Genomic DNA, 25,642 nt, shown 5'->3' with positions numbered 1-25,642 from the left:
GTGTTATTTCCTTCCCTTATCAGTGGCCCCATTACACAAACCCTATTGGCTGACGATTGCCGTGCTGTTCACGCTCTTCCAGGGTCAGGGCATCCATCAGCGTATTCAAGCGAATAGGCAGCCCGCGTAAATCGAGTTGGTCTGGCGCGGTGCGCACATTCCCTGGTGTAAGGGATCTTTGTGCTAAGTGGTTAGTTGGAATGGTCGCCAGGCGTTGATGGTCACGCTTGGGTAGTACCGCCTTGAGCAAATCACGTAACGGCTCGGGTGCAAGTGGCAAAAACTCCACCTTTAGATCAAAGCGGCGCATGACGGCGCGATCCAGGCTATCCGCACGGTTGGTGGTGGCCAGCAAAATGCCGTCAAAATTCTCAATCTGTACCAATAGCTCATTGGTGTGAGAAATTTCCCAGCTTTGCATACTGTTTTCGCGTTGCATGAGCAGGGTATCGACTTCATCCAGCAGCAGTACGGCGCCTTTTTCCCGCGCCTGCGCAAATAGCGCAGCAAGCTTCTCTTCTGTGCCGCCGACGTATTTGTCCAGCAGGCTGCTGGCATGGGCAGTGATCAGCTCGCGGCCCAAAATCTTGGCTAAATGTTGCGCCAGCGCGGTCTTTCCACTGCCGGGTAGCCCATGCAAGCACAAGCGGCCGCGCTGACGACGGGTTAGCCGCTGCACAATGTTCTCGAGCCCTGGGCGCGTATTCAGCCACTCCATACGGTACGCGGGCATGGTGGGTTCTGTGGCAAGTGTCTTATCGGGCTGGTGGCGGGAAAGCGAGTTTCCTAACGCACGGAGGCGGTGCGTCATCAGGGTGTCGATATGCTGCTCATTACGCTTTGGTGTGCGTGGGTTAAATAAACGCCCTATACGGCATAACTGATCAGCAGCAGCAGGGGTCATCCAGGGTTGTAGTGCCAGCTGCTGGCGCCCTTGAGGTGTCACCGGTAGCTCGTTGAGCAACCGGCAATAGTGGGCTTTGGCCTGCTCGCCGTGCTGGGCTTTTACCTCAATGATCATGTCAAAACGGCGTAGATAAGCGGGATCAAGCCAGTGCACGCTGTTACTCACCCACAGGGCAGGTGTGGAGTTGTTCTCCAGCAGTTGGTTCATCCAGCCCTTGGGTAGCGCCTCCTCATCGTTGATGACATCCTCAATCTCGTCGAACATGATCAGTCCAGGTCGCTGATCGATAAGCTTTTGCACCACTTGGTAGCGACTTAAACGCTTACTTGGTGTGAGCATCTCGTCGTTATTGTCGACCACTGGCACGCCGTAAAGTGGCACACTCAACAGCGACGCTAACGCTTTCACCAGCTCGGTCTTACCCACGCCGGGTTCGCCATAGATCAACACGTTAGCGCCCGCTTGCTGGGTGTCGAGCGCCTGGCGTAAATAATCAACGGTCAATTGGCGAAGGGGAACGGCGTCAAAGCTTGCCAGTGAAAATGCCCCCGGTGGCTGTGTGGGGCACAGGCTCATCAGGCGCTCAGTGATAAAGCCTCGCAGCGCACTGGATGAGAGAGCCTTGACATCGTGGTTGACCAGCGGTGCCAGGCTGAGCAGCATGTGGCCTGCTGTTAGGCTGTCATCGAGATCCAGCGTGCGTAAGTTATGCTGGTAGGAAAGTAGCCCCAACATTAATAGGCGACCGTGTTCCTGTAAGCAGAGATGCACCTCGTCGCTGTTGTGGCCAGTCAGCTGTGCCAACAGTTTTTTTGTTCGCGTGTCTTCTACGCACGCTAGCACCGGGTTCATCTGCGGGTAGCGCAGTCTCAGCCAGGTGAGCATTAGCAGGCGTGTTTCTAGCACACTGAGCTGCAGTAGATTAGCGATATGTTCGCATAGGATGGTAAGCGTGTTGTGTATAGGGGTCGTTGTATCCAGCGCAGCCGAAGTGCGTTTCCACCAGCGTTTAAGGGTGGGAGAGTAATCGCCATAGTGATGGCTTCCTTCAGCGTCTTTGGGTACTTTGATGCCTAGCCAGCTAAATAGGCTCTGCCAGTCAATGTCATCCAACCCACAATCCTTGCCCTGAAACATCACCGTTCGCACTGTAATTAATTGCGCTAGGAGGCGCTCCTGGGGGTCGTTTATCGCATCGGCTGCGGATGCTGCATTCACGTCTAGGATGTGTTCCCACTGCATGGCCGACTCCTTAGTTGCTCACTCGTCTCATTATAACGTCCTAGTGCGTCGTTCTGTGTCGCATAGTGGGGAGGCTGATCAAGTCAGTGTGATAAAGCTGGAAGTGGCAAGCGAGATAGTGGATGCTAGTTTACTGCTTATAACTAGCTAAAATATGGAAGCAAACATGGTGGAAGTGGTTATCATTGAATCGAGAAGTGCCAGCGACATTTTTGATGGGCGTAGCGAAGGGGAGTCTTTGCAGCATGTGTTAAAGCTAGAAAATGTCCGCGCTAAGCTCTTCAATGTATGCAATCGAAAGCAGCTACAAAAAGCATTGGACTATGCTGCTAAGGATAGCGTCACTTATGTTCATTTTAGTGGGCACGGTTCAGACGATGGTTTCACGCTTACATCGTATGATTTTGGCGACAAAGATGATGGCTTTGTGAGTTGGCAAGATTTCGATGAAATGGCTTGGCCTAAGCTCAAAGGGAAGTGCCTCTGTTTTTCAAGCTGCGATATCGGGAGGGGGGTTGAAGCCGTTTTTGACTTTCATAAGTCGTTCTGTAATGCGATTGTGGCCCCCACAAGAAAAATTACCTGGGGGGAAGGCTTAGTGGCATTTAGTGCTTTTTACCATCGGGCGCTGGAGGAAGATACCTCCACTAAAAAAGATGTCAGCGTAATGAATCGCATTGTCGGTGCTGGCACCTTTAAGTTTATTGCGGCAAATCACCGCAATGCAACTTTTGCGATAGGTTGAATTTGCGATAGGTTGAAAAAGAACGACAAGTGGTCTCATCATTCTATGTTTAGTTGAAAAGATTGCGGCGGATGAGTGTAGCGGTAAACTGATGCCGCCGTTGCACGGTGAGGCCGCTTCCAGCGGGCGAAGGGTACTCGGTGTTGTCAGGCTGGCAGCCTAAACGGTCGCGAGCTAAAGCTACCTCCCACAGGTTAACTGTCAGACTGTCAGAAATAATTCCATACCGAATGACGAAGAGCCATAGATTTACTCGCTGAAGCCATGTGCGCGCTGGCGGAGATATATAAACGATGTCTTATGAAATCAAGCTAAAGCGTATATATTCGCCGATAGAGGATCACGACGGCACTCGGGTGTTGGTTGATCGGTTATGTCCTAGCGGGTTGTCTCCCAGTTTACTGGCGCTGAATGAGTGGTACCCGGAGATAGCGCCTGCGTCTCAATTATGCCGTCAGTATCGACAGCAAAAAATCAGTCAATCACTCTTTCTTGAGCGATACAGGCGTGAGCTGAAGGCATGTCCTGATAAGCTACTGCCTTTAATGAGATTCGCACGAGCGGGGCGAGTTACCCTACTAACCGCCGCTCGTGAAATTGAAGATTCCCACCTTCCAGTAATCAAAGAGCTGGCGCTATCAGCGCTAGAAGGGGAAGACGCCAGTGATCGTGAATTTTGCTCATCTCCCTGCCTGGCGCACACATTACCCACTTCTCAACGTTAGACCGTTTGCTTAACGCGTCATCATTTGGCTGACGATGACTGGATTGGTGCCCCGGTAGGCCAGTGCGCCTAACGTTCATGGCTTAATAAGCCCAGATAACAGCAAACAAAATACCCCACCCCAGAGCACTGGCAGCCATAATGGTGTAAGTGGCTGAAATAGTAGCAACATCAAACTTTTGATGGGTGCAGAGTGCTTGTAAGCCGTGGTAAATCAAGCTGCAAGAGATGCCCAGCCCGCTAAGTATAACCACTACGTTGAAAAGTAAGCTGGGTACCAATAGTGCCAATGAAGCGACGAATAACGGTAGTGGTGCAAGTGTGGCAAGTAAATAGGCATCTTGATAGCTGATAGATAGCTCATCAGTTCCATTGACTACAGCGTAGATTACCCAGCCGATAACGAAAAAACTCAATATCTCTGCAAGGAAAATAATTGTCGTGATAAAACGCCACTCTCGGCCAGCAAAGCTCGCCATAAATGCATCGCCGTAATGGGTGCCCGCATAATAGAGCATTACTGGCGGCAAGAGCGACATGGGTAACACCACCAGCCACGCTAGTAAAGGTATGGAGGGTGAAGAAGCCTGTAACTCTTTCCAGCCTTCACGATGGTTGAATGGTAATTTGAGAAAAGTGAGTGCTCTCATTGCAGATCCCTCCTGGGGGAATAATCTCAATGGCTGTTTGTATCATAGTATGATATTGTATTTTTTAAAGGCGCTATAAATTGGCCAATAAGTGATAGTTAAGTATGTGGCTAAGAGAAACGGAAAAATGAGTAACCCCCAGACACTTGATAAAAGCGACTTTGAGCGGCTGTCACAATTTCGCTACCGGTTGCGTTGCTTTCTTCGCCATAGTGAAGATATCTGTCGCCGCTATGGGCTGACACCCTTGCAGTATCAACTATTGCTACATCTTCGTGGTTTCCATGGAAGAGACTGGGCGACGGTGGGGGAGCTGGCGGAGCGGCTTCAATCAAAACATCATGGGGTGGTGGCGCTAGTTGACCGCTGTGAGCAGCTATCATTGGTTGTGCGGCGGCAAGGGCGTGAGGATCGCCGCCAAATAGAAGTGCATTTATTGGAAGAGGGCGTGAATCGGGTAACGCAAATCGCTGAAGCTCATCAACCTGAGTTGCGTCATTTGCAGGAAGAGACGCCATTTCCGGGTTGGCATAAGTCCACTTAATGCAGAGCTTAAGAAGTTGGATATAACCAATATACATCACGACTCCTAATTAAGTGCGCTCTGAAGGTCACTATTTTGGCTTTTAAAGGCACTGTCTGGATCTTGGACAGTGCCTAGAACTTCCGAGAACTCTAACGATTAGCGCTTAGCACTCTGCAGTGCCTGTTCTTCGATGTCTCTATCGACTGAAGAGACGTAGTACTCGTCATCAAAAGCGCCTTCTGGCTCTTTGAGCCACACTAGGCAGATAACCCAACTGATGAAGGCGCCGGTCGCGATGATGTAGAAGAACTGCGACGGTGTGACAAACGTAAAGATGGTTAGGTAAACCACCGCGCCAACATTACCGTAGGCGCCGGCCATGCCCGAGATTTGCCCAGTGATGCGGCGCTTGATGGAGGGAATGATACCGAAGGTTGCCCCCTCGGCCCCTTGTACGAAAATCGAGGTGCCGATGGTCACCGCAATGGCCAGGATCAGTGGCCAACTCGAATTGAGCATGGCCATCAGCAAGAACCCAACGCTAATGCCAAACATGTAGCACAGCATCACAAAGCGCCGGTTACCCATGCGGTCGGAAACCATGCCGCCCATGGGGCGGGCCACCAGATTGACGAACGCGAATGATGCAGCGATCAGGCCGGCCGTAGCGGCATTCAGGCCCCAGGTCTCCTCAAAGAACATGGGCAGCATCGATACCACTGCTAGTTCAGCGCCGAAGTTGGCAAAATAGGTGCTGTTAAGCGCCGCCACGCTGTTGAACGAGTACTTATCATCCTCCGGTACACCCTTACGCAGGATCGGTAGATTGACTCGCAGGATCTGGACAATTTGATAGATGACGATCGTGATAATGGCTAGATAAGCGATGGTCGCACCAGTAACTGATAAATAGCCCATATACTGGATACGCCAGACCAGAATGGCGAGTACGCCGACCAGTGGGATGGTCCAGATGATCAGCTTGATCATATCGCCCCAGGAGCTCACTTCCATGGCAGCGGATTTGCGTGGCTTACGGTGAGCCTGGGCATCCGGGCCATCGGTAATCGCGAACCAGTAGTAAACACCGTAAGCGGCCATAACAATAGCGCTCTGGGCGATAGCCCAGCGCCAGCCATCGGGGCCGCCATACATGCTCAGGGCGATGGTCGGCAGCGACATGGCCGCGACGGCAGAGCCGAAATTACCCCAGCCAGCGTAGAAACCTTCAGCGAAGCCAATGTCCTTGGGCTTGAACCACAGCGCCGTCATGTGGATACCCACCACGAAGCTGGCACCAATCGAACTCAGTACTAAGCGCGCCACCAACAGCTGCGTCATGCTGTTACCGAAAGCAAACGCCAGTGCCGGTAGTGACATAGTTACCATAAGCACCGAGAACACCCGTCGCGGGCCGAACCGATCCAGTGCCATGCCAACGATGATGCGGGCAGGAATGGTCAAGGCGACGTTGCAGATGGCGAACAGCTTGAGATCATCCGTGGTCAGCCAGTCGACGCTCTTGAGCATGCTCGACGCGAGCGGCGCCATGTTGAACCACACGTAAAAGGTAATAAAGAAGGCAATCCAGGTCAGGTGCAAGGCCCGAATTTCGGGGCTGCGAAACTTGAATACAGCGGAAACTTTCATGGTCGTATCGTCCTGTGTCCCAAAGGTGGGCTGTACCAAAGGAGGTGTAGAGGCTGCTCAAGGGCTGGGTAGGATTAACAAGGGACACTCGGCGCGCCGGGCCAGGAACGAGCTGACGCTGCCGAAAGTCATGTAGTCGAGTTCATCAACAAAATAAGTCAACGACTTGGCGATGATGCCGCCGTCCGGCTGATGGCTATGGCGGGCAATGACCAGTAGGTCTGGCGAGAGTTTGCGAGTGGCCTGAAGCAGCATCTTGCGTGCATCCCCCTCGGCTAGAAGTTGCTCGGCTTGGAAGCCCTCGCCGATGGCGAATGCCACACCCTCTTGAAGGTGCCGTTTAACCTCATCGTGCTCCTGCTGAAAAAGCGCCTCGTTGTTATCGGTAGCGTCGAGTGGATTCTCCACCACGCCGACCAGTACCAGCAGAGGTTGGTTACAGCGGAACATGTTGACGACCTGAGCGAGAGCCAGCTTGGCGTTTCGCGAACCGTCATAGGCGATCATGATTTTCATGGTGTCCTCCCGCATTGGGGTAGGGGGTGAAGACCCGGAGCTTGGCTCCGGGCGTAAACAAGCAAGCCCTATTTAGGGGTTCTTAACGTAGGCACCTTTGCGTAGGTAGAACCACCAGTTGATGACTAGGCAGATGGCGTAGAAGACCGCAAAGCCGTACATGGCAAGTTCCGGTGTGCCGGCCTGGATTTGCTCGCCCATTACCCGCGGGGCGATGAAGGCGCCATAGGCAGCGACGGCTGAGGTCCAGCCAAGTACCGGGCCTTTCTGCTGCTGGTCGAAAATAACCCCGATGCTGCGGAAGGTAGAGCCGTTGCCGATACCACTGGCGGCGAATAACACGATGAATAGCAGCAGGAATAGCCAGAAGAATTGATTAGGATCGGTGGCGTTATAGGCCTGCATCATCACGTAGCCGGTGGCGATAGAGGCGACCACCATGACCGCAGAGATTATTTGGGTGACGATGGAGCCACCCACTTTGTCGGAGATCCATCCGCCCAGCGGACGGATCAGGGCGCCCACGAAGGGGCCTATCCAGGCCCAGGTTAAAGCGCTGGGCGCCTCTGGGTTGGCCACGCGAATCAGCGTGCCATCGGCAGTGGCTTCCATCATGTTGCCGAAGATGACGTTGATAGAGAGCGGCAGGGCTGCAGAGAAGCCGATAAAAGAGCCGAAGGTCAGAATGTAGAGGATGGTCATTGACCAAGTGTGCTTATTGGAAAATATTGCGAACTGCTTCTGGATATTAGGTTTGATGTCGCCAGGAATCAGGCGCAACAACACCAGAGTCAGAACAATGGTTAGCGGCAGGGCAACCCACATATTAAGCCAGCTGAGAGCTAGCATGCCGACGATGGCAGTTACCATGCCGACGCCGTAGAGGCCTAATATTTTGCTAAAAGCCGCCAGCGGCGAACCAGGGTTGGGCGTAATAGTGCGAAGATTGTTCATACCGAACCAACCGGCGAACGCTAATGGAACCAGGAATACAAGCCAGATAAAGCCAGCATTCTGGATCCAGGTATCGGTACCTGCCTCGATCCGGCCGATCAACGTACCGCTAGCGCTTTGCAACTCCATCGGCGAACCGGCTATAGCGCCGAAAATACCGACGGTCATTACCAGCGGGATGACAATCTGCATGGTAGTGACGCCGAAATTACCGAGGCCTGCATTCATGCCCAGGGCGTAACCTTGCTGTTTGCTGGGATAAAAAGTGGAAATGTTGCTCATTGAACAAGCGAAGTTACCGCCACCGATACCGGAAAGTAGCGCCAAAGCCTGGAATACCCAGAACGGCGTGCCTGGGTTCATCAAGGCGATACCAGTGCCGGCAGCGGGGATCATCAATAGCGCGGTGGTCAGGAAGATGGTGTTACGCCCGCCAGCGATGCGGATCATGAACGATGCTGGGATGCGCAGTGTGGCACCTGCTAGACCGGCAAGCGCCGTCAGTGAAAATAGCTGGTTAACCGTGAACGAAAAACCCAGGTTCTGCATCTGGGTGGTAATCATTCCCCACATCATCCAGACAGCGAATCCCATCAGCAGACTGGGAATGGATATCCATAGATTGCGGTTGGCAATGTGCTTGCCTTCCTGTTCCCAGAATTGGGCGTCTTCGACATTCCATTTCTCAATGTCGGCATTTCTCTTGCTCATGGCGCTTTCCCCTTGGCATCAAACCTATCTGCATCTAGCAGTTAGAAAGCAAGATACGCTGGAGGAAGAAATTGGGGAATAGGTGGAAATAGCATGAAAAACAGCGACATACCTCTTGAGAGGTAGTCGCTGAAAAGCCTGGATTCATTGATTTTTAACAGAAAAAATCGAGAGGAGGTAAAGGCGGGTCAGAGCAAAAGTATTCTGGGAGTCTTTAGAGGTAACCACACAGAATCGATTAGTGATCGATACCTTCCTGGACTGCCCAGACGGCAGCTTCGACACGTGAGCGTAAGTTGAGCTTTTTGAGCAGATGCTTGACGTGAACCTTGACCGTGCCTTCGGTAATATCCAGCTTGCGTGCGATAAGCTTGTTGGAGAGTCCGCCAGCAAGCTGTTGCAGAATTTCGCGTTCACGCTGCGTTAGGCTATGAATATCCGGGGTGGTGGGGGCATTGCGCTGATTACGCAGGGCTTCAGCGAGTAGGGCGGTCAGGCTTTCGCTGATGACCATGCGCCCCAAAGCAGCCTGACGCAGTTGGCGAACCATGTCTTCAGGCTCCATATCCTTTAACAGGTAACCGTCAGCACCGTTGCGCAGTGCGGCGACAACATCATCCTCATGGTCGGAAACAGTGAACATCACCACACGGCCGCTATAGTTGGCTTCCCGTAGGCGGCGCAAGGCTTCTAAGCCATTGACGCCCGGCATGTTTAAATCAAGTAAAACCAGGTCAGGCTCAAGTTTGAGGGCCAGTGCAATGCCTTCTTCAGGGTCGCCCGTCTCGCCAACCAGTTCAAGATCGTCCTCTAGCTCAAGCAGCTGAGCGACGCCACGCCGGAGTAGCGGGTGGTCATCAATAATCATCAGGCTGGCGGGTGTATCGTTGGCGTTGGTCAGCGTCATTAAGAAGTCCCTGTACCTAAGTGAGAGTCGGAGGCAGCCGTCACAGGCTGCTGCTGAATTAAGCGAGCGGTCAACGGGGTGAAGACTATCTCAATGCTGGCCCCCCCTGTGGGACGATTGGTGATACTCAGCTCCCCGTTCAGGGTAGTGGTTCGGTCGCGTATGATCACCAAACCGTAGTGCATAGGTGGCGAGCTATCGTCTTCCAGGCCTATGCCGTCATCCTCAATACGCACTAGCAGGCGAGCATCGGCGAAGCGCACAGTGACTCCAGCCCAGTGGGCTTGGGCGTGCTTGTGAGTATTGGCCAGCGCCTCACGAATGATCTGCAGCACGTGAATTTCTTCATTGGGGTTAAGTAGGTAAGGCGGCACATCGTACTCAAGCTCGACCGTTACCTCCATGCGCTGGCTAAACTCATCGACGGTCTGGCGTAAGGCAAATTGCAGCCCCGGCCCCTCTAGTTTGAGCCGGAAGGTAGTGAGCAGCTCACGTAGCTGACGATAGGCGCTGTTTAGGCCGGTACGCAGCTCGTCGAATACCGCAGACTGCATCTCTCGGGTGGCTTCTTTTTGCTGCATGCGTTCGAGTCGAGCGACCTGCATTTTGAGATAAGAGAGCGATTGGGCTAGAGAATCGTGAAGTTCCCGCGCAATGATGGTTCGCTCGTTGATCAGCGTAACGTGCTGCTGCTCCTCGATACGTCGCTGCAGATACACCGCCGTGGCGAGCTGGTCGGCTAACATGGTGAGCAGCCGACGGGTGCTATCGTTGAGGCGCTCCTGGGGATACCACACTTCCAGGGTGCCTAGCAGCGTATCGCCTACGCTAATCGGTAGCAGTAAGCACTGTGACTGGTTATTGGACACCATCTCCAAGGGGCGAGGATCGATCAGGCAAGCGTGACACTCCTGGTCACGGCAATACTCTGGTCGGGTACGCGAGTGGGTTTCTAAAACCGGCATTTCCCGTTGGTCGAAAGGATCGTTGAGAGAAAGCCGTATTGGCCCGATATCCAGCAGCTTTTCCAGTTCGCGTAACATAGGGGCTGCGCTAGAGCAGAGATCATTACCGCCCCCATACAGCGAGCGGCTGGCATCGTGCATTACCCGCAGTGCCTGATTACTGCGTTCAAGCTCCTGCTTCTTGCGCGACACCTTGTCTTCCAATGCGGCGTAGCTTGTTGCAAGCTCCGCAGACATCTTGTTAAAGGTATGGCCCAACAAAGCCAACTCGTCGCTGCCGCGGAGTTCGGAGCGTGGCTTGAAGTTACGCTGTGCCGCCTCGCGGGCAAGAACCATCAGTTGACGCAAAGGAACTACCAGATTGAAGCGAACATCGTAGAGGGCGATCGAGACCACTATAGCGATCAGTACCAGAAAGAGCACTTGCATCATCCCCAGCAGCCGCACCTTGGCCTCAGTGCTCTCTTCCAAATAGGTCACCAGCACTTCAATGTCATTGACCATCGCCACGATCATCATTTCTAGCGTATCGAGGTCAAGCGCAGTGGCTGGGGACGGTGCCTCTAGTGCCGGACGAAGCGTGTGCTGCCAGTAGATTTGAAGTTTTTCCAGTTGACGGCGGCGCTCGTGACGATCATCGATGGGGATCGTTTGTTGAAGCGTTGTGCCATACAAACGTTGATCGAAGCTCGAAATCAGTCCTTCGAGCTGTTCTGCGCTAGTCTCCTCTGGAGCATACTCCAGGCGTTGCAGTGCCCCCATGATTTGATAGGCATTCATGCGTAGTGAGCCAGCGACATTAATCGCGGCAGCATCGCCACGGCTGCTGTTAGACATTGCCATGGTCAGGGTGATGCTGATGAGTGCCATCCCGCTAATGGCAAGTAAGGACGCAATGATGCGAGCAACCAGGGAGCGCTGAAGTAATTTCATGGCATTTCCGATAGCGCGGAAGAGGTAAGGGAGTGTGGCACTGTCTGCATTTCGATACGAGGGCTATTCCTTTGGGGTTAGCCGACCTACCTCCGATGTTTTTTGACCTACGCCCAGTATTTACAGACAATTCTTACATGTCTTCCGATGTCTTTATACCCTCGCTGGGAAACGCCATGCCATCATCTGTGCCGCCTCCCACGTTGGAGACATCAAAACAGCCAGTAAATGGTTATCAGTTGCTGGTAGCCATGCTGCTGATGCCGCTGGCAAGCGCTTTAGCGGTGGCTGGCTGGACACTTTATGCCCTGCTCGCAAAACAACCCCTCTATGTGCTGGTACCGTTGAGTAGCGGTGTGCTGTTGGCTTGGCCGGCTTGGTATATCGCCAGGCGGGGAGACACCTGCCGCTTGATGCAATGGCTATTACTGGGGCTAGCGTTGGCGCTGGGCGGGTTTGGGATGGCTAGCCGACCGTGGGAGTTTTTGTTAGTGGGGGCTGGGCTTGGACTGGGAGGTGCGGTGATTACGACGGGCATCGCCCACGCCAAAGGCTGGATGCCTGGTCGTTGGGTGAGTCTTTGTGTCGCCCTTTTTCTGGCTTTAGCGGCGGGGGTAGGGTTTTCCTTGCGGATGGCGCCTCTGGTAGTCCAAGCCTATGGTTGGCGCGCGGCGCCACTTAGCCTGTTGATCCCTCTGTTTATGGTAATGCTGCTGCTGTGGCTTTTCGTAGAGTCACCCGAGTAACGCCGCCTATGAGTCTCACCTGTTCATTCTTACCTACTCTCTCACCTTCTGATTCTAAACCACTAGCGATAAGGCCCATTTTATGACCATAGCGACGTTTGCCGATTTACTGCAGGAAGCGCGTAAACAACCTAAGCCCCAGCGCCTGCTGTTTGTGTTCGTTCGCGCAGAGCTGCCCGACTTCCCTGATGCTGATCAGCGTCGTCGCTTCGAACAGGGTGAAGGGGGTGTGTTGGTGCCTGTGGTATGCGTAGATAAGTCGACGGAGGAGTTGACCAGCATGGCGGCGTTGGTTGAGGAGTCACGCCGTACCGAGATCGAATGGGATCTAGTTTTCACAGCTGCCATGGACGACCCAAAAGATGACGCCGAGGTTGAACGGCAGCTCCAGCGTATGATGGAGTCGCTGCAAATGGGTAATATCACCGCCTATCTTGCCTTCGATCATCACGGCAATGCGCTTAACGTCGGCTAGGGACGGTTACCATGGAGCACTATTTCCTCATCAAGCACTTGCACATGTCGGCCGCTGCGCTGAGCATCACGCTCTTCGTAGTGCGCGCCTGGTGGTCGGTGCAGGAAAGCCCGCGGCTCAACGCCCGTTGGGTCAAGGTATTGCCTCATCTTATTGATACGGCTCTGTTGGGGCTGGGGGTGACTTTGATGGTATTGCTTTCCGTATGGCCCTGGCAGCTTCCTTGGCTTGGCGCCAAGTTACTGGCGCTGCTGGCCTATATCGGTATTGGCACCATTGCGATTAAGCGCGGGGCGACGCCAACGGTGCGAGCCCTAGCCGCGGTAGTGGCGGTGGCTATCTTCGCCTATATGGTGGGGGCCGCTGTTCATCACAGCCCGCTTTCCTGGCTAGCCTGAATTGCAGCTACTTTCTGCCTCACTCCTCACTTTTATTGCGCCATTGAGTGGGCGGCATGGCCGCTCCCTTCGTGGCGCCCGAGCCGGGTGAGCAATTCCAGGTCGATATCGTCATAGGTGATTATCTCGCCACCATGAACTACGGCGAACTGCTCGGCATGCTCATGGCTGGAGAACGGCGCAAGGGTGTGGCCCATGCTGCCGCGCCGATCATGGCCGACCACATACCAAGCGTCTGCTGCAGGGATAAAGGCATCGTCTTTAGGTGCCTCCCAGGGTGTCACGCCGACATCATGTACATAGGCGTGGCGCAGCTGGGTCTGATTTTCGGGCTGCTGGAGGAAAACGAACATCTCCAGCGTAGAGCAGAACTTACGCGCGTCACTGTGGCTTTGCATAAATGCCTGACCTTTGGGGCCTTCGAATTCGGTGATAAACATACCGCATACATGGCAGATGTCATCGCCGCTAATAGGCTGAGGCGGCATCCTTTCGGCGCTGTCAGTGGCATTGTTGCAACCGGTCATGAGCAAAATAGTAAGGGCCAGAATGGGCAGCAGGGCGGGCATGGTCAATCCTCGTTAATAAAATGATGTTAAGAGATGATGTTAAGCGGTATGACGGTGGAAGCGACGGACGGCCAATAGCAGGGGCACCACGACCCAAACCAGCATTGCCAAGGGCGGCCAGGCAGAATGGAACGCACCTTGCTGCGCGATAGCCGCGATACCGCTTTCTAGCTGTGTGCTGTCGAACCCCGACAGGTTGATCAAGCGAAAACTGTCGGTGGGATTGAGCAGCATCAGGTAGGGGAGCCAGTCGCCCCCCTGCTTGACGCCAACCAGTAGGGCCAGCAGTACTAGATCGAATACCAGCACGAACAGAAACCACACTCCTAGTGCCAGCCCGGCGGCCCGTGCCTTTTCGGTGACCGTTACGCTGATCAGGTAGGCAAAGGCCAAAAACACCCAGCCCAAGAGCACACTGCTGGCGATCAATCGTGCTAGGCCGACGGTTAGTTGGATAAGCGGTACGCCTTCAGCGCCCAACGCAATAACCATACCCGCGATACCAAAACCGAGTAGCGTGGCGACAGCCAGAATCATCCCATGGCCGAAGAACTTACCAAACATCAACGCCGAACGACTTATAGGGTAGGTGAGTAGCAGTAGTAGCGTGCCGGCCTCCTGCTCACCAACAACGGCGTCGTAGGCTAGCATCAGCGCGATTAAGGGGATCAGAAAAACGGCCAGAGTTGATAAACTGACCAGGGTGGTGGCCAGTGAAGTAAAACCAAGACCGCCGCTCGCAGCGGCACCAAAGTAGGCAATACCCATTGCCAGAACGGCAAGGATCACGGTGATCGCCAGTACCCAGCGATTACGCAGGCCATCCTGGAACTCTTTGGCGGCGACGATGAACATGGCCTTCATGCGCTGGCTCCTAGCGTCAGTGAGGCGGGGCGAGTAGAAAAATGCGTGTAGAGATGCTCAAGGGTGGGTGGTGATAACTCGATGTCGTCGATATTCGGCATGGTGGTTAATTGACGTAGTACCTGCATTTTATTTTCCGCGGGCACGTTGACCTCCACACAGCGCTCATTGATTGGGATAGGCTCAAGGGACATGGCTTTCCAGAGCTGAGACTGCATGGCCAGCAATGTGCCGTGGATACGAAACGTGAGCGGTAGCTGTGCTTCTTCACGCAGCTGTTTAAGGCTGCCCAGGGCCAGGCGTCGCCCTTTGCCCAGGATCAAGGCGCGGTCGATATAGGGTTCGATGCCCGGCAGTACATGGGAAGAGAGCAGCACGGTACAACCGTTGTCGCGTAGGGCTTTTACCGCTTGATAAAAATCGCGGGTGGCCGCGGGGTCAAGGCCGGTGGTGGGTTCATCCAGCAACAATAGCCGGGGAGACCCTAGTAAAGCCTGGGCCAGGCCAAGGCGCTGGCGCATGCCCTTGGAGTAAGTTTTAACGCGACGGTCGGCGGCTTCGACCAGGCCCACACGCTCAAGCAGAACCGTTACCTGATGGCGGTCAGCGCGCTTTAAACGAGCGAAATAGGTGAGCACTTCACGCCCGGTGAGCTGTTCGTAGAAGGTGACGTTTTCAGGTAGATAGCCCAACTGACGCCGTAGGCGTTCGGCATGTGGCCCGTCAGGAGCGCCACCGAGGACGTCAACGTGGCCCGAGCTGGGCGCAATTAAGCCCAGTATGAGTTTCATGATGGTCGTCTTGCCCGCGCCATTATGTCCCAGCAGGGCGAGCATCTCGCCTTCTTTGATGGTGAGATCCATTTCAGCTAGTCGCACCAGCGCCCCGTGACGCTTGGTAACTCGCTGTAGTTCTATTACTGGGTTCATGGAGCATTTCCTTCTCGGCCGGGCTCGCTCATCAAGGGCGCGCTGTCTCTGACCCCCGGGGGACGAAACACCGGGAACTGACGTTGCACCCAACGCAGTGCCAACACCGCAGGGCTTTGCATCAACAGGCGCGCGGAGGGGTGGCGCCAGAGAAGATGATCCATGGCGTCATTGGGTTCATGAGCGGTGTCGCCGACACCGTTATCGTCAAGATCCCAACCCAGGTAGTCGCTCCAGTAATTGCCCGACCAATCCTGCTCACGGGTGGCGACATACATGACTTGCTGCTTATTAGCGATGAAGGCGTTGCCCGCCATTTGGTTATCCTCTGAACCGGCGGTGAGATGGATGCCGATGTCGCTGGCTGCGAAACGATTATTCTCGATACGATTGAACTGCGAGTTGTAAACGAACAGTGCCTTGCCGTCGCCGCCCGCTAGACGCCCCTCGCCATCTGCCCCCAGGGGCTGGGTGACGCCTTCGACACGGTTGCCGCTCAACAGGGAGTCGGTGATGTTGTTCATCAAAATGCCGTAGTTGTCGTCTGCTTCCGAACGGTTATCAACGACTTCCAGGTGTTTGGATTGCATCAGGGCGTAGCCGGTTCGGGTTCGTTGGGTCAGGTTGCCTTCAAGACGATTGTCGAAGGAGTACATGTAGTGCACGCCATAGCGCAGGTCATGCAGGGTGTTGTCGCGCAGCACGTTGTGGCGGCTGCTGTCGAGATAGATGCCGTCGCGAGTCTGCGCAACATCGTTGGATTCGATAATCGAGTCACTAACGTTATAGAGGTGAATGCCGTTGCCGCGATCCTGAGAGCGCAGTCGGGTATCGCCACGAATGGTATTGCCTATCACACTGACGTTATTGACAGCATCGAGCCAGATGCCGAAGCCAGGCCCGCTTAGCTGGTTATTGCGGATGGTACTACCGTGAGCGCTGGGCTCGACAAAAATAGCGGCCTCCAGTGCTGTCAGGTTATCTCCCCAGTCTTCAATGCGGACACCTTCAAATATAATGTCGGGAGCTGCCAGCACCACCGCATGGCCGTGGCCTCCTGCATCGAGGATGGCTTGCAACTCGCCCCGGATATGCAGCGTGCGGTCAATAACCACACGCCCAGGGTAGCGTCCTGCAGGCAGCAGCAATTGATCGCCGTCGGTCGCCTGTTCGATCAACGGCTGTAACGGCTCACCAGGCGTGGCGAGCCAGTTGGCGGCATAAACCCCGCTAGGCAGCCAAAAAATCCATAGCAGCGCCAGTAGGCAACCTAAATAGCCAGGGGGTCGTTTCATGGTGTTCTCCCGCAGCGGGCCGAAGGAATCGGCCCGCATTGTGTCGTCAGACTCCTGTCAGTGAGGCGTCAGGCGGGTTCGACTAGCATGCGCCCCGTCATTTCCATATGCATTGCGTGGCAGAACCAGTTGCAGTAGTACCAGTGCACCCCGGCTTTGTCGGCGGTGAAGGTGACACTAGCGGTCTGCTGGGGGCTGATCTCCATCTGCACACCGTGGTTGACCATGCAGAAGCCGTGGGTCAGATCCTCGACCTGGTCAAGGTTGGTGATGACCACGGTCACCTCATCACCCTGTTTGACCTTGAATTCGGTCAGGCCAAATTGCGGTGCGATGGAGGTCATGTACACGCGTACTTTATTGCCATCGCGGATTACCTTGCTTTCGCCCTCCAGGTTGACGCCGTCTGCCTCGGCCATGGCCACGGTCTCGGCGAAGAAGGGGTCGTCTCGTGTCCATACTCGGCTTGGGTTGATCTGGTCGGCGCGTACCAGAATACAGTCGTGGGGCTCGGCATAAGTGGGGCCGTCATGCACCAGTTTCATTTCCTCACCGGAGATGTCGATCAACTGATCGTTTTCGGGATGCAGAGGGCCTACCGGCAGGAAACGGTCTTTGGAAAACTTCGACAGCACCACCAGCCACTTGCCGTCGGCATCCCGGGATTCGGTGAGACTGGCGTGGTTATGCCCAGGCTGGTAGTGGACATCGAGCTTCTGACGCAGGTAGTTGACGTCTTCGCCATTGTAGTGGCGAATGGCATCCTCAATATTCCACTTGGCTACCTGGCTATCGATGAACAGCGTGGTATAGGCGTTGCCCCGGCCATCGTAGGTGGTGTGAAGCGGGCCCAAGCCCAGTTCAGGTTCACCCACGATGGTATCGCGCGGTTCGATACTGTCGTCGAACAGCTCAGGCAACTTGTCGATGGCGATGATTGAGCAAGTGGGGGATAGCTTGCCGTTGGCGATGAAATATTTGCCATCCGGTGAGGTATTCACGCCATGGGGGTTCTTGGGGATCGGGATGTAACGTGTCAGTTGCGAGCCCTTGCGCCCATCCAGTACCGGTACGCTTGATTCACCCAGTGTCTTGTAGTTCCCGGCCGCCACGGCGGCTTCAATCGCTTCAACGTCGAATACCACGACCCAGTCGCGCTCGTTGCGCATGGTCTCGGTCAGGGTCATGCCCTTTTCCGAGTTGTAGCAGGTAGAGGCGACGAAACGACCGGTGTAGTCGGCATCGGTGTTATCGAGGTTGCCATCGACGATCACCTGCCAGGCTACGTCCATGCTTTCGGCATCGATAGCGTTGAACATAGTGAAGTAGTTGTCGGGGTTCTCCAGGTCGCGGCCGTCATTGATCTGGGGGATCGGCAGTTCGGCATTGGCGAAGACGTACTTGGTGTAAGGCACCTTCTGCAGGCGCAAACCGTGAATCGCCTGGACGTTGGGGATGGTGGTGACCTTGTCCGTCTTCATGATATCGAGACGAATGCGCGCAACGCGGGTGTTAGCCTTGTCGTTGATAAATAGGTACTTGCCGTCGTAGCTGCCGTCGGTCATGGAAATATGGGGGTGGTGGCAGTCGCCGTTGAGGAAATGGCTCGATTCGCCGAGTATCCGCTTCGACTCGTTGCTGATCCCCCAGCCAGAGGCGCTATCCACGTTGAACACTGGAATCCGCATCAGTTCGCGCATTGAAGGTACACCGAGCACCCGAACCTCGCCCGAGTGGCCACCGCTCCAGAAGCCGTAGTAATCGTCGAGCTCGCCGGGTGCAACGTCGATACCGTTGGCGCCGGCGGCCTGAACTTGACGGCTATTGAGTAACGCACCTGCGCCAAAACCACTGGCCAGGCCCGCCCCGGCAACGCCGGTGACGGCGGTATTGCGCAAGAAATGGCGACGGCCGATATCCTGAATATGGTCTTTTTTATCGCTCATGCTTGATTCCCCTGAGATCAGTCTTGCTGGTGAAGAGGGATGCGTTGCCATGCGGCCTGTTTGCCGCTGGCATCGGTATCCCGTTGGGTCTCAACGCTATTACCGCGCGATGACATATTGGCCGCCTTTTCATAGCGCTTGCGGCGCTTGACCATGGGCGGGCAACGCTGGTCGTCGTGGTAGGTCACTTGGCAGTCGAGACAGTAGTGGCACTCATTGGCATTGATGCGGCCGTCCGGGTGTATAGCGGCCACTTCGCATTCATTGGCACAGATTTGGCACGGGGTACCGCAGCTACCGCGGTGGCGCTTGAGCCAGTCGAACAGGCGTAAACGCGAAGGAATAGCCAACCCGGCACCTAAAGGGCACAGATAGCGGCAGTAGAATTTGTGGTTGAAGGCAGAAATCGCCACCAGTCCAAGAGCATAAATAACGAAGGCCCAGTCACGTTGGAAACGCAGGGTGATTGCGGTCTTGAACGGCTCCACTTCGGCGTAGCGTTCCGCGGTGCCAAGCGAATGTAGCGAGACTGCGAACAAGGCCAGCAGAATGATGTATTTAATCGCCCATAGGCGCTCATGGAGCCCGAAGGGCACCTCGATCTGCTTAACGTTTAGTTTGCGAGCGACCTGGTTGACCAGGTCTTGTAAAGCGCCGAAGGGGCACAGCCAGCCGCAGAAAACTCCGCGGCCCCACAGCAGCAGGCTCACCGCCACGAACGACCAGAGAATAAATAGCATTGGGTCGATCAAAAATGAGGACCAGCTAAAACCGCTTATCAGCGAGTTGGTGAAGGTAAGGATATTGACGACCGATAGCTGGGCCAGCGAGTACCAGCCGATAAATACTAAGGTGTATATCTTGAAACCCAGACGCAGTGGGTTCAGAACACGCGGGTGGCGCGCCAGCACATCCTGGAACAGCATGATGCCAGTGAGCACCAATAATCCGGCGGATAGCACAACGATCTGGAAAGCCTTGTCGCGCCAAACCTGTACCCAGATAGGCTCTTCCACCGGTGGCTCAGGCCGTTCTATATAGGCCTCGGGAACACTGTAGTCGGCGCTAAAGCGGCTGAACTCGGTATCCAAGGGGCCAGAGGCGCGGCGAACCAGTAATTCCAGCTGCCACGGTTGTCCGGGGTCGAAGCCCGCCTCTTCGCGGACGATGAAGATGTCTCGCTCGGCCAGCGAGGGCGCGCCTTCGAGGGCCAGATCACCCAGGCGGATGTGATCGCGATCATGAAAGCTGACCCGAGTGCTGCCCTGTGAAAGCTCGATGCGATCGAAGATGCCGCCGCGCACATACCCTGAACCCTTGAATGAGTAGTCACCACGCCCCATGACGGCAATAGCGTGCTCGCCATCCTTCAGCTCGACCATTAGTTGGTCATAGCCAGTATCGCCGAGCAGGTTGCGGCCAGCGGTTGGTGGGTTGAGGTAGGTGTAAAACAGCTCGATAAAGGTTTTATCGGCGGGCTGTGGCGAGCGCAGGTAATCTTCGGCGGGCGTATCTATAAAGCTTGCATCGACCTCGCCATGGGTCAGTTGCAAACGGCGAATGGTGCCGTCGCCGGTCAGTTCATCCCAGTTGGCAGGGGCGAAAACGTCTTCTCGAACGCGTGCCGGTGGTGTCTGAGAGGGGTCGGCAATGAGCTGCTGTTCAGCGGCCACTTGCCTGGCGCTGCGCATGATGGTGTCGCTGACGACGATGACGGTCACCGTCGCGCCAGAGATAGCGTCAAGATTGTCGCCGACCCTGAGCCTGTCATTGACGTGGGCCGATTCGTGCTCATCGGCGAAGCTATTTAGCTTCGATTCGGGAATGCCCACCAGCATGATCGGCTCTGAATGACTGAGGACGTCGGCCTGTACAATTTGCCCATCCAGACCGATCCCCACCAGTACATTGACCGGTTTGCCCGAGTAGGCGGGGATCGGAGCGACATCCACACTCTCAAAAGCGTAGCCGAGCAACTCATCGTCGCTGGCGAGTACACGGCTTACCGGCCACTGTGAATCCGCGGCTTCAAGACGCTCTGCCGTGGGAAACCCCTCGCGTACCTGCCCCAGTTCGATAGCTTGGGCGGGCAGTGTTATCGCTAGGAGTAACAGCAAGCTAATCCAGATGCCGGTTAGACGGCGCGGGCAAGCCACAGGGGACATCGTGGTTTCCTTTCGGGTCAAGAGCGTTATAGAACCGGTTCTAGCAAGTGGTCGACGGCAGCTTTCACTTCGTCATCGCTCAAGCCCAATTGGCCTCCTTTCGGCGGCATTGCCTGAAAACCGTTAATCGCGTGGTCGTACAGAGTGTCCATGTCTTTTTCTAAGCGTGGCTCCCAGTGTTCTGCATTGCCGCGAATGGGAGCACCTGCGGCGCCCGTCATGTGGCAAGCCATGCAGGCTTGGTTATAGGTGGCTTCGCCATCTGCATAAGCGGTAACCGAAATAGAAGCAACAACGCCTAGCAACAGTATGGACGCGAGGGTTTTCATTGAAGTATTCCTTATGCATCTTTTGAGTTGAAATTACCAATTCGGCAACGTGGCAAGGTGGTTTATAGAGGTATACGAATTGCTGGGTACTGATTTCTCAGTACGAGAAAAGGTATGAAGTTCACTTTAAAGAAATAAGGGGGGCTAATATTGATCTGGATCATTTTTAGTCTCGCGTACCCCTACAGAGCATTAGCTTACCCCTTAGTGGGTAGGCGATGACGTCAGTCGTTATTGTGATTTCAATTCGAAATTCAGACGCTTGGCTATGCACCACGGCGCTAGGGGTGTGGCGATGTAGAAATGTTTTTTACAGCGCGGATTATTTCAACATGTTCAAGTACTGGCGCAGCACTTCGGCATTGTTACGGCGCTCTTCCTTAGAGGCAAATACCAGAGTAACTCGCTCTTTCCTGGCACGTTGTGCAAGGTCACGAAGAGTCTCGCGATAGGGTGTTAACTCTTTGAGATAGCGCCGACGGAAGTCGCTCCAGTCGAGAGAGCCATTATGAAATGCTTTGCGAAGCTCGCTGCTTGGGGCGACCTCCTTGCGCCATTCATCGATTTTGGCTTCCTCCTTGGACACCCCGCGCGGCCAGATACCGTCGACGAGGACACGATAACCATCTTTGCTTTGAGGTGAGTCATAGGCACGCTTTAATTCAATATTCATCGCTATCTCGCAAGTCAATGTGTTTCCTTTTAAGCCTAGCTAGTGAGTCGGTTTCACTCTACTTGAATCCTAGAAAGCCCAGACAATAGCCATCAGTAAGCCCCATGCCAGCACCCCGGCGGCCATAACGGTGTAAGTAGCGGACATCGTTGTTACGTCATTCGCTGAGCGTTTACATAGAGCCTGCAGCCCGTGGTAGACCAAACTGCAAGAGATGCCTAGTGCCACCAGTACTACCAGCGCATTGAACAACAGGCTGGGGATCAGCAGAGCGATCGCTGCTGACCAAAGTGGCAATGGTGCTAGGGCTGCCAACAGATAAGCGTCGTGGTAGCTAATTGAGAGATCACGATCGCTATTGACCACCGCGTGAATTAGCCAGCCCATTACAAAGAAGGTGAGCAGCTCGGCCAGGAATAGAATGGTCGTGATGAAGCGCCACTGCCGATCGGCGAAGCCTGGAGCGAAGATATCTCCGTAGTGTGTACCGGCATAATAGAGCATCACGGGTGGCAACAATGACATGGGCAGCACGATGCACCAAGCCAGAGTGGCGATTGAAGGATGGCGTTGCTGGAGGTCTTTCCATCCCGCTAAATGGGTAAAGGGCAGTTGAATAATGGTTAGAGGGTTCATTGTCTAGCCTCGCAGTCAGTTGTGATCGTTGTGAGCTTAAAATATCATGTCGTGATATTATATTCAGAATTAAGGCTAGTTTGTATTTTGTCAAGTGTGAAGCTTGATTCTCTCTGTTTTAAGAGAGCGCAACCCATATCAGCAGCAGTGGTGCATGCCCGTGTGAAATCTGAGAAGTCATAGCATCAGCCTACCTCTAGAACGGCTATGCCCTGGTGCAAACCGCACAGAGTGATTAGGCACTATTAAGAAACCCAGCCGCATTCTGGCTCGAATTAATTAGTAATCTTAAATTTACCCTGGGTTTTGCTCTTGCCAAAAATTGATCTGTGGCAATGTTGCTAGGGGGATTCTTCTGCTAATCTTAAAAATGTAAATAATATACATCTTAATAAATGCATGCCTTTTGGCTTCCCAGCCTAAGGTCGGATCTGACTAGCAAGGGAGTATGGCTTATGGCTGATGGTCTCACTAAATCAGCGGCCCGCAATATTTTCTACGGTGGTTCGCTGTTCTTCTTCCTGCTATTTGCCGCGCTAACGGCTCATAGTCATTGGTACATGGTCAATGTCTCCACGGACAGCGAAGGCCTCACGGATTCTGTTAAGCGTGGCAAAGAAGTGTGGGAAAAAAACATGTGTATCAACTGCCATAGCATTATGGGAGAGGGTGCTTATTTCGCTCCTGAACTGGGTAACGTCTGGGAACGCTATGGAGGCCATGAAAATCCTGAGGCTGCCCGATCGGGTATTAATGCCTGGATCCGCGCCCAGCCATTGGGGATCGAGGGTCGTCGTCAAATGCCAGCGTATGACTTTAGCGAAGAGGATATGAACTCGCTAATTGACTTTCTCGAATGGACCGATGGTATCGACAACCAGGACTGGCCCCCACATCCCGCTGGCTGAAGCTACCAGCCGAAGGATGAATCAAGGAGAACCGTACAATGAAATATGAAACCCAGAAGGTTGCTTTACCCTTTTTTATGGTGGCCATGGCGCTATTTACGCTACAAATAGTCTTCGGACTATTGGCCGCCACCGTCTATGCTTGGCCCAACTTTATGGCCGAAGTGATGCCCTTTCATATCATGCGTGTCAGCCATACCAATCTGTTGATTGTGTGGCTGCTAATCGGTTTTATGGGCTGTACCTACTATCTGATGCCAGAGGAAGCCGAGCGGGAAATTCATAGTCCCAATCTGGCGTATATCCAGCTGGCGATCTTTGCTTTTGCTGGCGTCGCTGCTCTGGTCGGCTACCAGTTCGGTATCCATGAAGGGCGCGAATTTCTTGAGCAACCGTTCTGGGTGAAAATACTCATCACCATTTCTTTTCTAATGTTTCTTTTCAATACCAGCATGACGCTGCTCAAGGGCCGCAAGACCGCTATCAATCTGGTGTTAATGCTGGGGCTCTGGCTAGCGGCAGTATTTTGGTTATTCGCTTTCTACAACCCGACCAATCTAGCGGTGGATAAACTCTACTGGTGGTGGGTGGTGCACCTCTGGGTGGAAGGCGTATGGGAATTGATCATGGCTTCCTTGCTGGGTTACCTGCTGATCAAAATGACCGGTGTGGATCGCGAAGTGATCGAAAAATGGCTCTATATCATTGTTGGATTGGCACTGTTCTCCGGCCTGCTGGGCACCGGGCACCACTACTACTGGATTGGCGCACCTGGCTACTGGCAGCCCATCGGCAGTATCTTCTCGACGCTTGAAGTGGCGCCTTTCTTCGCCATGGTGGTATTCGCCTTTACCATGTTCTGGAAGGGCAGTCGTAACCATCCTAATAAAGCGGCCATGCTATGGGCCTTAGGCTGCCCAACCATTGCCTTTTTCGGCGCTGGTGTGTGGGGCTTTATGCATACCCTCTCGTTCGTGAATTACTACAGCCATGGCACTCAGGTAACCGCCGCTCATGGCCATCTAGCTTTCTATGGTGCTTATGTGATGCTGATTCTTGGCGTGATTACCTACGCCATGCCGCAGATCCGCCGTGTGCAGCCTTATAACCAAGTGCTGAACATGTGGGGCTTCTGGATCGTCACCAGTGCCATGTGCTTCATGACGTTTACCCTGACCTTCGCCGGGGTCGTGCAGACTCACTTACAGCGCGTCCTGGGCATGAATTACATGGAAGTGCAGGATCAATTAGGCCTGTTCTACATCATGCGTCTGGGCGCTGGTGTGGCCGTGGCAGTGGGGGCGATCATGTTGCTCTACTCCTTCTTCGGGCCCGCCCGAGAGCAGGTGCCCGCCGGCGGCACACAAATTACAGCTGGGGCAGGCTCGGTCTGAACTTAACGGCTCTGCGGGGCCGTTTTTGCTTTCTTTCTTTATTTATTTTCCGGCAATGGAGTCTTCCCATGCCTCTTTCTTCTGTCGCTAATCCTATCGATGAGCGTGAAATACCTTTCTACAAGAATGTCGGCAACGAATGCGCTATGTTTGAGCACGCCTTTCGTCAACGTTTGCCGCTGTTACTTAAAGGCCCCACCGGGTGTGGTAAAACACGTTTTGTTAGCCATATGGCCGCGAAGCTGGGCCGTCCGCTATTCACTATTTCATGTCACGACGATCTGACTTCAGCCGACCTTACAGGCCGCTATCTATTGCAGGGCGGTGAGACCCGCTGGGTCGATGGCCCGCTTACTCGAGCAGTGCGCGAAGGGGGGATCTGCTATCTCGATGAGGTGGTGGAGGCGCGTAAAGATGTCACCGTGGTGCTTCACCCGCTGACCGATGACCGCCGACTACTTCCGTTGGAACGTACCGGGGAACTGCTCGAAGCGCCGGATGACTTCATGCTGGTAGTGTCTTATAACCCTGGCTATCAGCATATTCTCAAATCGCTTAAACCGAGTACCCGCCAGCGCTTCCTGGCCATGTCATTTGATTTTCCACCACCCAAAGTCGAGCGCGATATTGTCGCGCGGGAGAGTGGTTTGCCCGGTGAGCAGTGCGCCGCGCTGGTCAATCTTGCCGCCAGCCTGCGGGCCATGAAGGGGCAGGATTTAGAAGAGGGTGTTTCTACTCGCCTATTGGTTTACTGCGCTACCCTGATTGCCGCCGGGGTGCCCATTTTGGAAGCTGCCCGGGCTACCTTAGTGGAGCCGCTGAGTGATGACGCAGATGTTCAGGAAGGGCTGATGGAAGCCATTCAAGCAACCTTTGGGTGAGGGC

25 protein-coding genes are annotated in these 25,642 nt (G+C 54.3%); 9 read left to right on the top strand and 16 right to left on the bottom strand.

Features of this window, described 5'->3' with window-relative positions:
- Positions 1-31: 31 nt before the first annotated feature.
- On the bottom strand, positions 32-2,149 hold the full coding sequence (locus tag HZS52_RS17480; protein WP_190373244.1) for an AAA family ATPase: 2,118 nt from the start codon (positions 2,147-2,149) through the stop codon (positions 32-34).
- A gap of 166 nt (positions 2,150-2,315) precedes the next feature.
- Between HZS52_RS17480 and HZS52_RS17475 the strand changes: the two genes are divergently transcribed.
- On the top strand, positions 2,316-2,894 hold the full coding sequence (locus tag HZS52_RS17475; protein WP_223827953.1) for a CHAT domain-containing protein: 579 nt from the start codon (positions 2,316-2,318) through the stop codon (positions 2,892-2,894).
- Between the two features lie 293 nt (positions 2,895-3,187).
- Positions 3,188-3,619, top strand: a complete 432-nt coding sequence (locus HZS52_RS17470) for a DUF488 domain-containing protein (protein WP_190373243.1) — start codon at positions 3,188-3,190, stop codon at positions 3,617-3,619.
- A gap of 82 nt (positions 3,620-3,701) precedes the next feature.
- Here the strand turns inward: HZS52_RS17470 and HZS52_RS17465 are convergent, their stop codons facing one another.
- Positions 3,702-4,268, bottom strand: coding sequence for a YIP1 family protein (locus HZS52_RS17465; RefSeq protein ID WP_190373242.1), 567 nt, complete (start codon positions 4,266-4,268; stop codon positions 3,702-3,704).
- Positions 4,269-4,395: 127 nt separating this feature from the next.
- Between HZS52_RS17465 and HZS52_RS17460 the strand changes: the two genes are divergently transcribed.
- The gene (locus HZS52_RS17460) at positions 4,396-4,812 is read left to right on the top strand and encodes a MarR family winged helix-turn-helix transcriptional regulator (protein WP_190373241.1); all 417 of its coding nucleotides are present in this window, start codon (positions 4,396-4,398) and stop codon (positions 4,810-4,812) included.
- A gap of 138 nt (positions 4,813-4,950) precedes the next feature.
- Here HZS52_RS17460 and HZS52_RS17455 read toward each other — a convergent pair whose 3' ends face one another.
- From HZS52_RS17455 to HZS52_RS17435, 5 genes are all read right to left on the bottom strand, one after another.
- On the bottom strand, positions 4,951-6,444 hold the full coding sequence (locus HZS52_RS17455) for an MFS transporter (protein WP_190373240.1): 1,494 nt from the start codon (positions 6,442-6,444) through the stop codon (positions 4,951-4,953).
- Positions 6,445-6,501: 57 nt separating this feature from the next.
- A complete protein-coding gene (locus HZS52_RS17450) occupies positions 6,502-6,960 on the bottom strand; it encodes a universal stress protein (protein WP_022523564.1) in 459 nt (152 codons plus the stop codon).
- A gap of 72 nt (positions 6,961-7,032) precedes the next feature.
- On the bottom strand, positions 7,033-8,625 hold the full coding sequence (locus HZS52_RS17445; RefSeq protein WP_035558452.1) for an MFS transporter: 1,593 nt from the start codon (positions 8,623-8,625) through the stop codon (positions 7,033-7,035).
- Positions 8,626-8,863: 238 nt separating this feature from the next.
- Positions 8,864-9,532 (bottom strand): two-component system response regulator NarL, encoded by a 669-nt coding sequence (narL, locus tag HZS52_RS17440; RefSeq protein WP_009286636.1) that lies wholly within the window; start codon positions 9,530-9,532, stop codon positions 8,864-8,866.
- Positions 9,532-11,430: a type IV pili methyl-accepting chemotaxis transducer N-terminal domain-containing protein gene (locus HZS52_RS17435; protein ID WP_041158445.1), complete on the bottom strand. Its 1,899-nt coding sequence runs from the start codon at positions 11,428-11,430 to the stop codon at positions 9,532-9,534. The genes narL and HZS52_RS17435 overlap by 1 nt, the downstream gene beginning before the upstream one ends.
- Before the next feature lie 176 nt (positions 11,431-11,606).
- Between HZS52_RS17435 and HZS52_RS17430 the strand changes: the two genes are divergently transcribed.
- The 3 genes from HZS52_RS17430 (at position 11,607) to HZS52_RS17420 (ending at position 13,049) form a co-directional block, all read left to right on the top strand.
- Positions 11,607-12,176, top strand: a complete 570-nt coding sequence (locus tag HZS52_RS17430) for a hypothetical protein (RefSeq protein WP_223827952.1) — start codon at positions 11,607-11,609, stop codon at positions 12,174-12,176.
- Between the two features lie 82 nt (positions 12,177-12,258).
- On the top strand, positions 12,259-12,651 hold the full coding sequence (locus HZS52_RS17425) for a hypothetical protein (RefSeq protein ID WP_039858443.1): 393 nt from the start codon (positions 12,259-12,261) through the stop codon (positions 12,649-12,651).
- A gap of 11 nt (positions 12,652-12,662) precedes the next feature.
- On the top strand, positions 12,663-13,049 hold the full coding sequence (locus tag HZS52_RS17420; protein ID WP_039858445.1) for a SirB2 family protein: 387 nt from the start codon (positions 12,663-12,665) through the stop codon (positions 13,047-13,049).
- A 32-nt stretch (positions 13,050-13,081) separates the two neighbouring features.
- Here the strand turns inward: HZS52_RS17420 and HZS52_RS17415 are convergent, their stop codons facing one another.
- From HZS52_RS17415 to HZS52_RS17375, 9 genes are all read right to left on the bottom strand, one after another.
- Positions 13,082-13,618, bottom strand: coding sequence for a nitrous oxide reductase accessory protein NosL (locus HZS52_RS17415; protein ID WP_039858446.1), 537 nt, complete (start codon positions 13,616-13,618; stop codon positions 13,082-13,084).
- A gap of 39 nt (positions 13,619-13,657) precedes the next feature.
- Positions 13,658-14,482 carry an ABC transporter permease gene (locus HZS52_RS17410; protein ID WP_009286640.1) on the bottom strand — a complete coding sequence of 275 codons (825 nt, stop codon included), beginning with the start codon at positions 14,480-14,482 and terminating at the stop codon, positions 13,658-13,660.
- Positions 14,479-15,411, bottom strand: a complete 933-nt coding sequence (locus HZS52_RS17405; RefSeq protein ID WP_051051908.1) for an ABC transporter ATP-binding protein — start codon at positions 15,409-15,411, stop codon at positions 14,479-14,481. The genes HZS52_RS17410 and HZS52_RS17405 overlap by 4 nt, the downstream gene beginning before the upstream one ends.
- A complete protein-coding gene (locus HZS52_RS17400; protein ID WP_190373239.1) occupies positions 15,408-16,706 on the bottom strand; it encodes a nitrous oxide reductase family maturation protein NosD in 1,299 nt (432 codons plus the stop codon). Before HZS52_RS17400 ends, HZS52_RS17405 begins: the two co-directional genes overlap by 4 nt.
- Positions 16,707-16,774: 68 nt before the next feature.
- Positions 16,775-18,652 (bottom strand): TAT-dependent nitrous-oxide reductase, encoded by a 1,878-nt coding sequence (gene nosZ, locus HZS52_RS17395; RefSeq protein ID WP_027959373.1) that lies wholly within the window; start codon positions 18,650-18,652, stop codon positions 16,775-16,777.
- 17 nt (positions 18,653-18,669) lie between these two features.
- On the bottom strand, positions 18,670-20,817 hold the full coding sequence (gene nosR / locus HZS52_RS17390; RefSeq protein ID WP_190373238.1) for a transcriptional regulator NosR: 2,148 nt from the start codon (positions 20,815-20,817) through the stop codon (positions 18,670-18,672).
- A 26-nt stretch (positions 20,818-20,843) separates the two neighbouring features.
- Positions 20,844-21,146 (bottom strand): c-type cytochrome, encoded by a 303-nt coding sequence (locus tag HZS52_RS17385; protein WP_141441136.1) that lies wholly within the window; start codon positions 21,144-21,146, stop codon positions 20,844-20,846.
- 322 nt (positions 21,147-21,468) lie between these two features.
- Positions 21,469-21,819, bottom strand: coding sequence for a DUF488 domain-containing protein (locus HZS52_RS17380; protein WP_141441135.1), 351 nt, complete (start codon positions 21,817-21,819; stop codon positions 21,469-21,471).
- Between the two features lie 69 nt (positions 21,820-21,888).
- Positions 21,889-22,455 carry a YIP1 family protein gene (locus HZS52_RS17375; RefSeq protein WP_141441134.1) on the bottom strand — a complete coding sequence of 189 codons (567 nt, stop codon included), beginning with the start codon at positions 22,453-22,455 and terminating at the stop codon, positions 21,889-21,891.
- A gap of 455 nt (positions 22,456-22,910) precedes the next feature.
- On the opposite strand from HZS52_RS17375, the gene HZS52_RS17370 reads away from it, so the two are divergent.
- The 3 genes from HZS52_RS17370 (at position 22,911) to HZS52_RS17360 (ending at position 25,638) form a co-directional block, all read left to right on the top strand.
- Complete coding sequence (locus tag HZS52_RS17370; protein WP_190373237.1) at positions 22,911-23,363, top strand: c-type cytochrome; 453 nt, start codon at positions 22,911-22,913, stop codon at positions 23,361-23,363.
- Positions 23,364-23,401: 38 nt separating this feature from the next.
- On the top strand, positions 23,402-24,757 hold the full coding sequence (locus HZS52_RS17365; protein ID WP_190373236.1) for a cbb3-type cytochrome c oxidase subunit I: 1,356 nt from the start codon (positions 23,402-23,404) through the stop codon (positions 24,755-24,757).
- Positions 24,758-24,825: 68 nt separating this feature from the next.
- Complete coding sequence (locus HZS52_RS17360) at positions 24,826-25,638, top strand: CbbQ/NirQ/NorQ/GpvN family protein (protein ID WP_190373235.1); 813 nt, start codon at positions 24,826-24,828, stop codon at positions 25,636-25,638.
- The last annotated feature ends 4 nt before the right edge of the window (positions 25,639-25,642 follow it).

Origin of the sequence: Vreelandella titanicae (genome assembly GCF_014697095.1) — a bacterium.
Taxonomy (GTDB): Bacteria; Pseudomonadota; Gammaproteobacteria; order Pseudomonadales; family Halomonadaceae; genus Vreelandella; species Vreelandella titanicae.
The sequence above is the reverse complement of the archived record's forward strand: the minus strand, read 5'-3'. Positions and strand labels throughout refer to the sequence as shown.

What these genes read in the sequence shown, in the direction of transcription:
- HZS52_RS17460 (WP_190373241.1), top strand. Translation starts at nt 4,396, where the DNA reads ATGAGTAACCCCCAGACACTTGATAAAAGCGACTTTGAGCGGCTGTCA.
- HZS52_RS17480 (WP_190373244.1), bottom strand. Translation starts at nt 2,149, where the DNA reads ATGCAGTGGGAACACATCCTAGACGTGAATGCAGCATCCGCAGCCGAT.
- HZS52_RS17365 (WP_190373236.1), top strand. Translation starts at nt 23,402, where the DNA reads ATGAAATATGAAACCCAGAAGGTTGCTTTACCCTTTTTTATGGTGGCC.
- HZS52_RS17425 (WP_039858443.1), top strand. Translation starts at nt 12,259, where the DNA reads ATGACCATAGCGACGTTTGCCGATTTACTGCAGGAAGCGCGTAAACAA.
- HZS52_RS17370 (WP_190373237.1), top strand. Translation starts at nt 22,911, where the DNA reads ATGGCTGATGGTCTCACTAAATCAGCGGCCCGCAATATTTTCTACGGT.
- HZS52_RS17470 (WP_190373243.1), top strand. Translation starts at nt 3,188, where the DNA reads ATGTCTTATGAAATCAAGCTAAAGCGTATATATTCGCCGATAGAGGAT.
- nosR (WP_190373238.1), bottom strand. Translation starts at nt 20,817, where the DNA reads ATGTCCCCTGTGGCTTGCCCGCGCCGTCTAACCGGCATCTGGATTAGC.
- HZS52_RS17410 (WP_009286640.1), bottom strand. Translation starts at nt 14,482, where the DNA reads ATGAAGGCCATGTTCATCGTCGCCGCCAAAGAGTTCCAGGATGGCCTG.
- HZS52_RS17465 (WP_190373242.1), bottom strand. Translation starts at nt 4,268, where the DNA reads ATGAGAGCACTCACTTTTCTCAAATTACCATTCAACCATCGTGAAGGC.
- HZS52_RS17450 (WP_022523564.1), bottom strand. Translation starts at nt 6,960, where the DNA reads ATGAAAATCATGATCGCCTATGACGGTTCGCGAAACGCCAAGCTGGCT.
- HZS52_RS17475 (WP_223827953.1), top strand. Translation starts at nt 2,316, where the DNA reads ATGGTGGAAGTGGTTATCATTGAATCGAGAAGTGCCAGCGACATTTTT.
- HZS52_RS17375 (WP_141441134.1), bottom strand. Translation starts at nt 22,455, where the DNA reads ATGAACCCTCTAACCATTATTCAACTGCCCTTTACCCATTTAGCGGGA.
- HZS52_RS17380 (WP_141441135.1), bottom strand. Translation starts at nt 21,819, where the DNA reads ATGAATATTGAATTAAAGCGTGCCTATGACTCACCTCAAAGCAAAGAT.
- HZS52_RS17415 (WP_039858446.1), bottom strand. Translation starts at nt 13,618, where the DNA reads ATGCCCGCCCTGCTGCCCATTCTGGCCCTTACTATTTTGCTCATGACC.
- HZS52_RS17400 (WP_190373239.1), bottom strand. Translation starts at nt 16,706, where the DNA reads ATGAAACGACCCCCTGGCTATTTAGGTTGCCTACTGGCGCTGCTATGG.
- HZS52_RS17455 (WP_190373240.1), bottom strand. Translation starts at nt 6,444, where the DNA reads ATGAAAGTTTCCGCTGTATTCAAGTTTCGCAGCCCCGAAATTCGGGCC.
- HZS52_RS17430 (WP_223827952.1), top strand. Translation starts at nt 11,607, where the DNA reads ATGCCATCATCTGTGCCGCCTCCCACGTTGGAGACATCAAAACAGCCA.
- HZS52_RS17405 (WP_051051908.1), bottom strand. Translation starts at nt 15,411, where the DNA reads ATGAACCCAGTAATAGAACTACAGCGAGTTACCAAGCGTCACGGGGCG.
- HZS52_RS17360 (WP_190373235.1), top strand. Translation starts at nt 24,826, where the DNA reads ATGCCTCTTTCTTCTGTCGCTAATCCTATCGATGAGCGTGAAATACCT.
- narL (WP_009286636.1), bottom strand. Translation starts at nt 9,532, where the DNA reads ATGACGCTGACCAACGCCAACGATACACCCGCCAGCCTGATGATTATT.
- HZS52_RS17445 (WP_035558452.1), bottom strand. Translation starts at nt 8,625, where the DNA reads ATGAGCAAGAGAAATGCCGACATTGAGAAATGGAATGTCGAAGACGCC.
- nosZ (WP_027959373.1), bottom strand. Translation starts at nt 18,652, where the DNA reads ATGAGCGATAAAAAAGACCATATTCAGGATATCGGCCGTCGCCATTTC.
- HZS52_RS17420 (WP_039858445.1), top strand. Translation starts at nt 12,663, where the DNA reads ATGGAGCACTATTTCCTCATCAAGCACTTGCACATGTCGGCCGCTGCG.
- HZS52_RS17435 (WP_041158445.1), bottom strand. Translation starts at nt 11,430, where the DNA reads ATGAAATTACTTCAGCGCTCCCTGGTTGCTCGCATCATTGCGTCCTTA.
- HZS52_RS17385 (WP_141441136.1), bottom strand. Translation starts at nt 21,146, where the DNA reads ATGAAAACCCTCGCGTCCATACTGTTGCTAGGCGTTGTTGCTTCTATT.